General features: G+C 70.2%; 8 protein-coding genes and 1 pseudogene. 4 read left to right on the plus strand and 5 right to left on the minus strand.

All coding sequences use genetic code 11. The annotated features are described in order from the left end of the window. The 5 genes and pseudogenes from ACFWP5_RS30320 to ACFWP5_RS30340 all read right to left on the minus strand — a co-directional run. A pseudogene (locus ACFWP5_RS30320) lies at window positions 1-641 on the minus strand (condensation protein); the annotation flags it as partial. Beyond that, window positions 638-5,425, minus strand: coding sequence for an alpha-(1->3)-arabinofuranosyltransferase family protein (locus ACFWP5_RS30325; RefSeq protein ID WP_384163507.1), 4,788 nt, complete (start codon window positions 5,423-5,425; stop codon window positions 638-640). The gene ACFWP5_RS30325 and the pseudogene ACFWP5_RS30320, both read right to left, overlap by 4 nt. Continuing rightward, on the minus strand, window positions 5,422-6,174 hold the full coding sequence (locus ACFWP5_RS30330) for a class I SAM-dependent methyltransferase (protein WP_384163415.1): 753 nt from the start codon (window positions 6,172-6,174) through the stop codon (window positions 5,422-5,424). The genes ACFWP5_RS30325 and ACFWP5_RS30330 overlap by 4 nt, the downstream gene beginning before the upstream one ends. A 101-nt stretch (window positions 6,175-6,275) precedes the next feature. After that, window positions 6,276-7,463, minus strand: coding sequence for a glycosyltransferase family 4 protein (locus ACFWP5_RS30335; RefSeq protein WP_384163418.1), 1,188 nt, complete (start codon window positions 7,461-7,463; stop codon window positions 6,276-6,278). A gap of 180 nt (window positions 7,464-7,643) precedes the next feature. Beyond that, window positions 7,644-8,621, minus strand: a complete 978-nt coding sequence (locus tag ACFWP5_RS30340; protein ID WP_384163421.1) for a DUF3068 domain-containing protein — start codon at window positions 8,619-8,621, stop codon at window positions 7,644-7,646. 155 nt (window positions 8,622-8,776) lie between these two features. On the opposite strand from ACFWP5_RS30340, the gene ACFWP5_RS30345 reads away from it, so the two are divergent. The 4 genes from ACFWP5_RS30345 to ACFWP5_RS30360 all read left to right on the plus strand — a co-directional run bounded on the left by ACFWP5_RS30345 (window position 8,777) and on the right by ACFWP5_RS30360 (window position 11,951). Further along, entirely contained in the window at window positions 8,777-8,929 is a 153-nt protein-coding gene (locus ACFWP5_RS30345) for a hypothetical protein (protein WP_384163423.1), read from the plus strand. A gap of 4 nt (window positions 8,930-8,933) precedes the next feature. Beyond that, a complete protein-coding gene (locus ACFWP5_RS30350; RefSeq protein WP_384163426.1) occupies window positions 8,934-10,205 on the plus strand; it encodes a helix-turn-helix domain-containing protein in 1,272 nt (423 codons plus the stop codon). Window positions 10,206-10,338: 133 nt separating this feature from the next. Continuing rightward, on the plus strand, window positions 10,339-11,112 hold the full coding sequence (locus ACFWP5_RS30355) for an IclR family transcriptional regulator (protein WP_384163429.1): 774 nt from the start codon (window positions 10,339-10,341) through the stop codon (window positions 11,110-11,112). After that, window positions 11,109-11,951 (plus strand): SMP-30/gluconolactonase/LRE family protein, encoded by an 843-nt coding sequence (locus ACFWP5_RS30360; protein ID WP_384163432.1) that lies wholly within the window; start codon window positions 11,109-11,111, stop codon window positions 11,949-11,951. Before ACFWP5_RS30355 ends, ACFWP5_RS30360 begins: the two co-directional genes overlap by 4 nt. Window positions 11,952-11,967: the final 16 nt, after the last annotated feature.

Consider the following 11,967-nt stretch of genomic DNA (forward strand, 5'->3'; position numbering starts at 1 on the left):
GGCGCCGCCGCCGCCGCGCCCCCCGGCGGCGGCGGGGGCCCCCCCGCCCGCGGGGGGGCGCCGGGGGGGCCCGGGCGGGGGGGGGGGGGCGGGGGGGGCGGGGCGGTCGGGGGGTTGTCCCTGCCGCCGTAGCGCTCCGCTGCGGTGGCGAGGATGCGGAGGCAGGCGGGGCCGTCCAGGGCGGTGTGGTTGACGGTGAGGATGAGGACGGTGCGGGTGGGGGTGCCTGTGGTTGTGCCGGTTTCTTGGGGGAGGGGGACTGCTTCCAGGCGGATCGGTGGGGATGCGGTCAGGGGTGGGGTGTGGGTCAGGGAGCGGGTGCGGGCTTGGGCGAGGGCGTCTCTTGTGGGGGGTGGGAAGGTCACTGCCTCTATGTCCGGGGTTTTGGTCAACTCCCATTCGTAGCGGCGGCGGTACCAGGGGCCGGGGGCCTCGCGCATGAGGATGCGGGGGTGGTGGTGGAGGGCTTCTGCGAATGCGGTGCGGAGCCGTTCCGGGTTTAGGGGGCCCGGGAGGTGGACCTCTATGTGGACGGTTTCCGGTTCGGCGGTCTGGCTGCAGTGGCGGGCGATTTCGTCGACCGTGGGGAAGGGGATGCGGGGGTTGTTTCCGGCGCGGGCGGGGTGGTCGAGTGCGGTCATTCTGGGTCGTCCCTTGGGTGCGGGTCGGTGGGGGCTGGTCGCGCAGTTCCCCGCGCCCCTGTCGGGTTGGCGCCGTACGGCGTCGGGGCGTTGCCGTCCTCCGGTCCGGTGGGGGTTGAGTGCGCCGTTCCCCGCGCCCCTGTCGGGTTGGCGCCGTGGGGCGTGGGGGCGTTGTCGGCCTTCGGTTCGGTGGGGGTTGAGTGCGCCGTTCCCCGCGCCCCTATGGGGTTGTCGCCGTGCGGCGTCTGGTTGTTGTCGGCCTCCGGGTCGGTGGGGGTTGAGCGCGCCGTTCCCCGTGGCCCTGTCGGGTTGGTGCTGTGGGGCGTCTGGTTGTTGTCGTCTGCGGGCTCGGTGGGGGCTGGTCGCGCCGTTTCCCGTGCTCCTTCGGGAGCGCCTTCTGGTGCCGGTGGCCGTGAGGCTCGCCTGTGGAACGGGGTGCGGGTGGTCGGAGTGTCGAGGTCCTGGTGGCCCGGGGCCCGGGCGGAGATCGTCGGGCCTGACTCCACTGCCTCTGGCCTCTCCTCGGCCCCCGTTCTTTCGCCCAGTGCGCTCGTCCCGCGCTCCCGCTGAGGCAGTTGGCCCGGCGACGGCGGTGGGGGCGCTTCCGTCGTCCTGAACGGTGGTAGTACCAGCGTTGAGTCCGGGGCGCCCGGCCCTGACCCTGGATCGCTCCCCTCCCGTACGCTCACCAGACCCGCGAACAAGCCGATCAGCGCGAGGAGTTGGGCCACGCGGCTGAATGGTCCCTCGCCTGCGCCTACCGGTTCCCCCGCTCCCGTCGCCGCCGCGATACCCGCCCCCGCCAGTGCCGCGAACGCGATCGGTACCAGGAGTGCGTGGCGGCGGTGGGCCAGGAGTGCCAGGGCCGGGATCAGAAGGGCGAACCAGCCCGCTATCACCACTCCGACCAGCGTCAGTGCCACCGTGCCCAGCCACACGCCGGGTAGTGGTGGGGGTGGTTGGACCTCGTCGGGGTTGGGTTCGTGGCGGCGCCAGATCACCAGGGACAGCAGGATGGCCAGTGCGGCTCCACTGCCGATCAGACCGGCCTCGTAGGTTGTCGCCGGTTCGTAGGAGAGTTTGATCGTGCCGCCTGCGCCTGACGGGATGCGCCAGCCCTGTTGCCAGCCGTCCAGGCGTACCGAGGACAACTCCTTGCCGTTCAGGGTGGCTTTCCAGCCGGTGTTGTAGTTCTCGTACGTGGTGAGGTACGAGGCTGCGCCTGAGGCGACCGCCGCCTCTCGGCGGTCGCCCAGCCAGTCCTGGATCGTCAACTCGCGGGACTGTGCGGTGGGTTCGGTGATCGTTCCCCGGGTCAGCGTCACGTCCGTGAGGGTCAGCGGGCCCGCGTCTCCCGCCTCCACCCTGTGTGCTCCCGACGTCAGCTCCAAGTCGGTGCCACCCCGGCCCTGTTGACAGAGTGTCACCTCCACCTCCCGCCGTTCCGTCAGGTCGCCCACCGTCCCCTTCACGCTTGTTCCGTACAACTCGCCGTCCACCGCCACCACCGGGCCCTTTCCGCAGGGCAGGGTGAAGGGGCGGGACGGGTTCGGTTGGGGGGTGCGGTACTGGTCCAGGGCCGGGATGTAGGCCTCCGTCAGGCCTACCGGTAGTTGGAGGCTGTCGTCCGCTATCGGGTTGTGGAGGGTCAGGGGGGCCGTCTTCGTGATCGTGATGTTCAGGTGGTCCGTGGTGATCGGGTCGAAGCGGGCCACGCCGTTCTCGTCCACGCCGGCGATCGTCGAACCGTCCGGTGACGTGATGTCCACCTCGGTCGGGCGGGTCGACAGGCCGCCCGCGGGGGCCAACACCACTTCGCCCACCGGCTGTTTGCCGGTCCAGGTGAGGTGGATCGTTGGGCGGTCGCCCGCGATCCAGCCCGTCGTCAGGTCGCCGTCCGTCAGGTTGCGGGCGGAGAGACCCGTGCCCAGTGCCGCCGTGGAGTCCGCCGTCGCCGTGATGCGGTGCTGTTGCGCGGGGGCCACCTCGTAGAGGAGTTTGTCCAACTCCTCGCCGGGCGTTGCCACCGCGCTCGCCTTCATCTCGTACGTTCCCGCCGTCGACGTCGAGAACGTGCGGTGCAGGCCCGCCTCCGTGCCCGTCGGGGAGAGGCCCGTCGGGTCGGCCGTGCGGTGCAGGGAGATGATCTCGGCGGACGCGTCGGTCGTGTTTGCGTCGGTGGGGAGCTTGAGGAGTCGGGTGACCTGGATGTGCGGGAGGGCGATCTCGGAGAAGCCCGCGCCGGTCAAGCCGGTGTGGCGGGCCACTGAGTCGACGATCGTCAGCTTCATCCAACCCGTCGCGCCCGGTGGGGATTTGATCGTCTGGGGCATGCCGCTCGGCTGGAGGTGGCTGGTTGCGGTTCCCTTCGCCGTCTCTACCCTCACCTCCGTCGCCGCCGCCCGCACGCTCTCCTGCGGAAGCGGTGTGACCTTGAACGAACCTGGCATGTCGTACGACCCGCCCGCGAAGGCGATGCGCAGCCACTGGCCGTTCGCTGAGCCCGCCGCGCCCTCCGCCCACGCGGTGTCGGGGTTGCCGTCGAAGGCGTTCACCGGGTCGAACTGAGGCAGGGAGAACAGCCAGTTGCCGCTGGAGGACGCCGTCACCGAGCGGGCGCCGCGCAGCTGCGCCACCGTCTGGTGGGCGATGCCCTTCGTCGGCAGGATCTGTTTCGGTTTCTTGCCGGCGTCCTGGACCGCGTCGGGCGCGTTGCGTTCGGCGGGGGTGTATGTGTACGACGTGTTGGCGTCCACCAAGCCGAATCTGGTGTCTGCTCGGCGTAGACCGTCGCCGAGTATCTGGAGGGAGGGGGAGCCCAGGCCCGGGTGGTTGTCACCCGTCAACACCGTTGCCCTTCCCCGGAGTTCGGTGGCGAGGGGGAGTAGGGACTCCGGGCCGCCCGAGACCACCGCCGTGTCGGCCACCGGCGTCAGGGCCGCCTGGCCGGGGCGTTGTACGTCCTTGCTCGTCGGTTCGTAGATCTCCACCGCCCGCTGGCGCGGGTACAGGCCCTCTACCTGGAGCGGGGTGTCGTTGGCGATCCGGCCGCCGGTCATGATCGGGCCCAGGCCCGTCACCCGTTGGTAGCCGGACTGCTCCAGGGTGCGTTTGACGGTGGTCGTCGGGACGTAGCCGATCTGGTCGGGGTCGAGGTCGTTGCGTACGACGACGTAGTAGATGCCCGCCCGGCTCAAGTAGTCGGCCAGGCCCGGGACTTCGCTGCCGCTGGCCAGGGCCTGTTCCACCGCGTCCATCGCTCGGCGGTTGCCGGGGGTGCCCATCGGGACGTAATCGCGTTCCGCCCAGCGGGAGTTGGCGAGGACGTCGAGGGGCTCGTCGATGGGGGAGCCCCAGGTGTAGATGCCGTGCGCGGTCGCCGGGACGACCAGGGCGCGGGAGTCGGGGGAGTACTTGTGCAGCCAGTCCGCCGTGGACTGCCAGTACTTGGGGAGCTGCTGGAACGAACCCGGGTTCAGGATCGACCCGTTGAGATACGGCCAGGCCAGGCCGGGGAGCACGAGGATCACCGCGATCAGCGGGGCGAGCCGGCGGCCCGGGACCTCGCGGGCTCCGCGTGGCTCGGCCGCCACGCCCACCAGGTGGGCCAGGCCGAGGACCAGTGCGAGGGCCAGGCCCGCCTGGAACTTGTAGATGTTGCGGAAGGGGACCAAAGGCCCGTTCAGCCAGTCCTGCACCAGCCCGTGGAAGGGCGCGCCGAACGCGCCGCCGTATCCGGCGAACAGGATCAGTGCGACCGTCACGGCGGTCAGTACCAGCCAGCGCCGTTCCGGCATGTCCCGTCTGGCCAGCCCGGCGAGGCCGAGTCCCGCCGCGAGTGCCGAGCAGACGATCACGATCACCGAGGAAGCGACCGTCCAGCCGGCCGGTATCCAGGCCTCCCCGAGGTGCAGATAGGCGACCCAGTCACCGGCTCCGCGCAGGCCCTCCGTCGCCGACATGGTGTCGGTCGTGGTCTGTGAAGTCTCCACGTAGGGAAGGAAGTTCTCGCCGTAGACGCCGAGCATGAGGAGCGGGATCCACCACCATGCCGTCGCCAGGATCACCCCCGGCACCCACCACGCGATCAGCTTGCGCTGCCTTGGACCCGATGGGCGGGAGAGCAGATACAGGCCGACGGGGAGGAGCGAGGCGAGCGTCGCCGCCGCGTTCACGCCGCCCATGAACGGGACGATCAACGCCGACCGCAGGGCCGCGATCCGGGCCGTGTAGCGCTCGTTGGTCAGCGGCAGCAGGACCCACGGGAGGAAGGCCCCCGGAAGCGCGGCTGCGGACGTCGAGCCCACGACGATCGTGAACACCGGCCACAACGCGTAGGTCACGGCGGCCAGGAGGCGGGACGCGGGACTGCCGACGCGCAGCCGTTCGGCCAGGCGCAGGGCGCCCCAGAAGGCGACCGAGATGATCAGGGACAGCCAGAGGCGTTCCGCCAGCCAGACCGGCAGATGTACGGCGTGGGCCAGCCAGTAGAACGGGAGCATCGGCCAGAGGTAGCCCGCGTACTGGTCCTGGATGCCGCCGAACGAACCCCGGTCGTGCCACAACTGGCCCAGGTCGGACAGGAATTGGCCGGGATCGACGGTGACGCCGAGCTTGGTGTCGAAGGTCTGCCGGCCCGGGTGCACGGCGAGGAACAGCACGAACACCACGGCCCAGAACCCCAGCAGCCAGCGCCATGACCTCGGGCCCTCCGGGGGGCCCGCGATGGTCGTGGTGGTGGGGTCGGCCGCCGGGGGCGGGGCCTGGACCGTGGTCGCCGTCATGGTGGACACCGCCGGAGGATGAGGAGGAGGTTCCAGGTGGCCAACTCCCTTATCCCGGGCGCCTTGACGACGGCTCGGTCCAGGAAGGGCCAGTAGCGGGAGCGCGCCGCGACGACCATGACGTCATCGCGGGCGCGGACCTGCCGCAGGGTGGCGCCGATGTGCACGGCGAACAGGTTCTCGCCGAGGGTGTGCTTGGCCGGCTTTCCGGTACGGCGCCGGTAGCGGGCGCGGGCCCGTTCGGCGCCGAGGTAGTGCCAGGGCGCCCACTCGTGACCGCCCCACGGGGACAGCCAGTTGGTGAACGACACATAGATCAGCCCACCGGGCCGGGTCACCCGAGTCAGCTCACTGAGAAACGTCTGCGGATCGGCCACATGCTCAAGGACGTTGGAGGAGAAGGTCACGTCCGCGACCCCGTCGGACAGAGGCAGCAGATAGCCGTCGGCGATCACGGTCCCGTCCGTCGGCTTACGCCCCAACTCCCTTACGTCCGGCTCGAAGAGATAGGCGTGGGCGCCGCGCCGCCGAAACTCCTCGGTGAAGTACCCGCTGCCGCCGCCGACATCCACGACGGTACGACCGACGACGGGACCGTCGTAGGCCTCGACTTGGTCGGCGGCATCACGGGCAAGCAGCGAGTAGCAGAACTCCGGGTCGTCCTGTTCATGCAGGAAGGCGCGAAACAGGGCGAGGGAGCGCCGGAGAGAGGGATCCTTGAAACCCCGGCGAGGTGAAGGGCCCCTCAAGGGGCGCGGGGCTGTATCGATATGCGGCTCCGCCGCGGGGCGCGACCAGCCACGACGGCCCTGCAGTCGCCCACGGAACTCACCGAAACGGCGCTTAGGCGTCACGACCCCCAGCCCCTCACCGCCTCAGCGGCAACCGCACGAAACTGTCTGACAGTTCGGTGCCACCGGTAGCGCGCCGCGAGGTCACGCGCCGCCTTGCCCATCACCTCACGCCGCTCCCCGGACAGAGCCAACGTGCACCAGGCGGCGGCGAAGGAGGACTCGCCTTGGGCCAGTACGCCGGTCTCGCCGTCAACGACCGAGTCCCGCAGCCCAGGCACGTCAAACGCGATCGCCGGCGTCTCGCGAGCCGCAGCCTCCGTCACCACCAGGCCCCACCCCTCCAACGCGGAAGGATGCAACAACAGCCAGGCCGCACAGAGCAGTTCGTGTTTCCGCGCCTCCGAGACGTGCCCGGTGAACTCCACACCCGGGCCCGCGAGTTGCTCAAGACGCCCGCGCTCAGGGCCGTCCCCGACGATCAGAAGCCGCCCGCCGGTAACGGGACGTACCCGCTCCCACAGCCGCAGCAGCAGATCGATCCGCTTGTACTCGACCAGTCGCCCCACCGCCACGAAGAGCGGCTCGATGGAACGGTCGGCACGCGGCCCCGGTTCCTCAACTCCGTTGTGCACGACCCGGATCCGGTCCCGCTCGACGCCGATCCCGCGCAGCGCGTGCGCGGTCGAGGGCGAGACCGCGACCAGCAGGCCACGATGCTGCGCCCCGGTGAGCGCCCAGTGTTCGAGTCTTCGGCCGATCCGCGCGGCCGGTGCCATCGGCCCGCCGAACCGCATCTTCCACAGGTCCGTGTGGACGTGGTTGACCAGGCACAGGGTCGGGCCGTGATGCCACACGGGCGCGAAGTACGGCATGCCGTTGCACACCTCGACCAACAGGTCGCAGTCGCCGATCTGTTGGGTGAAGGCGGTACGGGCGCGCAGGAAATGGCCGTAGGCACCGCCCGCCGAGATGACGCGGTAGTCGCGATAGGCGGCCGGGCCGCCGCACAACAGAGTTACCTGGTGGCCCAGTCGGGTCAGGCCGTCGGCGAGTCTGTCCACGAGGAGTTCGGAACCGCCGGCCTGGGGATTGTCGAGGTCCCGGTGGGCGAGGAAGACGATTCGGCGCGGTTGCGGCACCGGCGCCGGGGCATGCTGCGCGACCAGGGGAAGCGTGGTGCGGTGGGGGTCCCCCCGCCCGAGTGAATTCGAGGGTGGGGGAGAGTAGGGCACGTGCTGGGGCATGGGTGCTCCAACTCGTCTCAGGGTGCGGAACTCTGCGGGGTGAGGGCGGGAAGGGCGGGGCGCGGTGCGGAGTTCTGTGGGTGGGCTGTGCCGGGGTGGGGTGGACAGTTTTCGCCCCGGCGTTCCTGACGGCTACTCACCCGCATGACAATTTTCGGGGTTATTAGAACTGACGTCACGTCACATCGTGGGTGGATACTCGGGTGAAGTGGCGGATTCCGGGCGCCGGCGGCCTCGTAGCACCAAAACGCCACCCGCCACGGCGAGGACGAATCCGGCCACAGCGGTACCGATCGGCAACGACTGCCCCACCAGGCGCAGTTGGCCGCTCTCCTGCTTCGCCAGTCTGACCTGTTCCCGCTGCGTGGCCGTGGTGAACGCGAGCTTGTCGGCGTCCAGGAGGAGGACCGAGTCGTAGGCGTGGCCGGGGGCACGCAGGGTGCGGCGGGGGCCGGTCTGGGCGTAGATCACCCGGCCGGTGCGCTGGTCGACGATCAGCTCGATGCCGTGGTTGGAGTACCACTCCTCGGCCAGTATCTGGGGGGAGCCCGGCTGGTCGACGAGGCTGCCGGGGACCAGGCGGGTGCCGATCTTCGTGGCCGGGACCGTGCCCTTGAAGACGTAACCCGAGTAGCCCTGCACCTTCTTGGTCCCCGTGTAACGCAAAGTCACCGTCGCGCCAAGGGAGTTGTCCCACCACTGGTACGGCTGTTTCCGCACGTCGAAGGGGAACTTCAGGAAGGCGTCGCCCTCGAAGTACGGGTTCTCGTGGCAGCAGTGCACCGGCTTGTTGGTCTTACGGTCCGTGACCCAGCGGTTGGGGAAGAACTCCAGCGCGTCGTGCGGATCGGCGGCCGGCAGCGACTTGTCGGTGTCGACGGTCGTGGTGACGTCCCAGACCGCGTCCCCGCTCTTCTCGCTGTCCGCGACATCGCCGCGCACCTGCTGGGTGACGGTGATCCGCTGGTCGTCCACGGTCCGCAACTCGCCGGTGTCGAAGTAGCTGCCGGTGCCCCGGTAGACGGCGGTCGTGTCGATGTCGATCGGGGTCACGGCGGCCCGCGGCTCGACGTACCACGCCAGCATCGGCGCCAGGACCAGCAGAAACGTGCCAAGTCCCAGCAGGATCAAGGAAAATGGAGAGGTCGTACGGCGCATCCGGGCACTCCAGTGAAGGTTGGTGACGGAGTTCGGGCCGCTCTATGGGCCGGGAACCGTAGGCGCCCCTTGACGGAGTGTCAATGTCTGCCGACACTGGGCCGACGGGCAGGGGCGGGGCGCACGGACCTCAGGACAGAGAGGCTGACCCTGCGATGTCTAGACTGCTCGCCGCCGCACTCACCGTGGTTCTGGCCGCCGCCCTCGCCGTGGGCGCCGCGTTCGGCATCGTCGCGCTGCTCGACGCCAGACCCGAGCAGCCGAACACGCCCCTGGTCACGTACGAGCAAGCGGGCCAGGGGAGTTGACCCCGTGGCGGCGCGACCGGCGACCGCTCGTCCGGCGACCGCACCACCGCCGACCGTGACCGCGCGCTCGGCGTGGCACGACGTACCGCTCCTGAAGGTGCGGGAGTTCGCGGCGATCGCCATGGCCGAGGCACCAGCGCTCGCCGAGGAGATCCTGCGCGAGATCCGCCGTGAGCACCCCCAACTGCCCCTGGTTCTGGATGAATCGGGCGAATCCATGGCCCTGGTCGGCATCCGCCGTGCCATCGAGGTCTTCGTCCAGCACCTGGAGACCGCCGAGGGCCGGCCGACCGTACCGCCGGGCGTCTTCCAGGAGTTCGGGCGCGGTGAGGGCCTGCACGGCCGCAGCCTCGACTCGCTCCAGGCGATCTACCGGATGGGCGTACGGCTCGCCTGGCGCCGGCTGGCCGAGATCGGGCAGCGCGTGGAGATCCCGCCGCCCGCGATGTACGCACTCGTCGACGCGGGTTACGAGTACCTGGACGGGCTGGTCGACCAGTCCGTGCGGGGGTACGCGGAGGCCGCCGCACGGCAGGCGGGGGAGCGGCTGCGCCTTCAGCGGCGGCTCATGGAACTCCTCCTCGCCGAGCACCACCGCGGCGACCCGGGCGAGGCCCTCTCCGAACGCGCCGCCCGTATCGGCTGGCCGCTGCCCGACAAGGTCGCCGTGGGCGTCCTGCTGCGCCCGGCCCGCGAGGCCGTCGCCCCCGCCGTAGGGCAGGAGGTCCTGCTCGACATGGAGTACGAGCAGCCGCGCATGGTCGTGCCCGAGCCGGATGCCGCCGGCCGGCCCGAGCTGCTGCACCGGGCGCTGACCGGCTGGGCCGGCGCGATCGGGCCGCCGGTGCCGCTGGCCGACGCGGTGAAGTCGGCGCGCTGGGCCGAGGCGGCCGTAGGACTGATGGAGCGGGGGCTGTTGCCGGGCGGGGGTGTTCTGTACTGCACCGAGCACACCGAGGCGCTGGTCCTGCTGCAGCCGGAGGAGCTGATCGACGATCTCGCGCTGCGGTGTCTCGCGCCGCTTGAGCACTGTGGGCCGACGCACCGGCGGCGGCTCGCCGAGACCCTGCTGGCCTGGCTGGAGACGCGGGGCGGGGCGCCGGAGGTGGCCGCGCGGCTCGGGGTGCATCCGCAGACCGTGCGGTATCGCCTTCGGCAGATCCGCGAACTGTGGGGTGACGAGATCGACCACCCGGACCGCCGGTTCGAGCTCGAACTGGTGCTGCGCGCCCAGCGGTTGCGTGGTGAACTGGGCGATCCCAGGGCCGGTCGGTAGTCACATGGTCACGCGACCATTGCCCGTGCAACCCTCTATGGCTAGCCTGTGTTCGTCATGCCGATCGTCAGTTGAAATTTCGAACAGCCACCCATGCGCATCCACTCATAGACATCTAAGAAGGGGGCCGGTTGTGGGACGACTCGTACCTGCCGTGACCCGGGCTCTCGATATTCTCGAGCTCTTCCTCGACGGGGACGGGACGCTCTCCGCCCCCGACATCGTGCGCAAGCTGCAACTGCCGCGCACGACCGTGCACGAACTGGTCACCACCCTCGCCGCCCGGTCCTACATCGTGCCGGTGCCCGGACAACCGGGACGTTACCGGCTCGGAGTCCGTCCGTACCAGCTCGGGAGCCGATACGCCGAGCAGCTCGACCTCGCCGCCGAGGGCCAGCAGGTCGCCCGGTCCGTCGCCGAGACCTGCGACGAGACCGTGCATGTCGCCATCCTCGAAGGCACCGACGTCATCTACATCGCCAAGGTCGACTCCACGCACGCGGTGCGCATGGTGTCGGCGGCCGGCCGTCGGCTGCCCGCGCACTGCACGTCCGTGGGCAAGATGCTGCTGGCCTCGCTCCCCGAGCCGGAGCTGACCGCGCGCATCCCCGCCGGTGTGTCGCTGGTCGCGATGACGCCCAACAGCATCGTCGAGCCGGGTGCGCTGCGGGAGGCTCTCGCCGAGATCCGGGAGCGGGGGGTCGCTGTCGAGAGTCGTGAGTCGAATCCGGATGTGTCCTGTGTGGCCGCTCCGGTCCGGGACCGTGCCGGGCAGGTTGTCGCCGCGCTGTCCATCTCCGTTCCCATGATCCGGTGGAGCGACGAGCGTCGGGTCGAGCTGGAGCAGCTCGCCGCGAAGGGCGCGGCCGAACTGTCGGAGCGACTCGGGCACCGGAGCGTGGGATGACGTACGAGGTGGCGGTACGGGCCGAGGCGACGCTCGGTGAGGGGCCGACGTGGGATGCGGCGGCGGGGCGGCTGATCTGGATCGACATCCTCGGGTCCCGGGTGTACACGTACGACCCCGCGTCGGGCCGGCGGACGGTTCGGGTGACCGATCAGCATGTGGGTGCTGCCAAGCCTCGGGTCGGTGGGGGGCTGGTTCTCAATCTCCGGGACGGGGTCGGGCTTGTCGATCCCGATGGGGCGTTTCGGTGGTTGCATCGGGAGCCGGTTGCCGGGCGGCGGGCGAATGACGCGGCCGTCGCGCCCGACGGGGCGTTGTGGGTGGGGACGATGCGGTACGACGAGGCGGCTTGTGGGGGCACCTTGTCCCGTGTCACCGGGGACGGCTCCGTGCAGCTGATCCTTGACGACGTCGCGGTGAGCAACGGGACGGGGTGGAGTCCGGACGGGCGGTTGATGTACTACATCGACTCGCCCACGCGTCGGATCGATGTGTTCGAGTACGCGGACGGGCGCGTTACCAAGCGGCGGCGGTTCGCTGAGATCGAGGTCGGTGCCGGGTTCCCTGACGGGCTCACCGTTGACGCCGATGGGTGTGTGTGGGTGGCGTTGTGGGACGGGGGTGCGGTGCGGAGGTATACGCCGGACGGGGAGCTGGAGCGGGTGGTTGAGCTGCCGACCCCGCTGGTCACCGCGTGCGCGTTCGGGGGTGCGGATTTGACTGACCTGTACGTCACGACGGCTCGGGTGGGGCTCAACTCGCCGCATCCTGTTGCTGGTTCGCTGTTGGTTGTGCCGGGGGCCGGGAAAGGGGTGGCGCAGCCTGCTTTTGCGGGGTGAGGATCGGTTCTTTGAC

It is taken from the genome of Streptomyces sp. NPDC058469, assembly GCF_042721125.1.
GTDB lineage: Bacteria > Actinomycetota > Actinomycetes > Streptomycetales > Streptomycetaceae > Streptomyces.

Coding starts and splice junctions, on each gene's coding strand:
- ACFWP5_RS30325 (WP_384163507.1), bottom strand. CDS start 5,425: ATGACGGCGACCACGGTCCAGGCCCCGCCCCCGGCGGCCGACCCCACC.
- ACFWP5_RS30335 (WP_384163418.1), bottom strand. CDS start 7,463: ATGCCCCAGCACGTGCCCTACTCTCCCCCACCCTCGAATTCACTCGGG.
- ACFWP5_RS30340 (WP_384163421.1), bottom strand. CDS start 8,621: ATGCGCCGTACGACCTCTCCATTTTCCTTGATCCTGCTGGGACTTGGC.
- ACFWP5_RS30345 (WP_384163423.1), top strand. CDS start 8,777: ATGTCTAGACTGCTCGCCGCCGCACTCACCGTGGTTCTGGCCGCCGCC.
- ACFWP5_RS30360 (WP_384163432.1), top strand. CDS start 11,109: ATGACGTACGAGGTGGCGGTACGGGCCGAGGCGACGCTCGGTGAGGGG.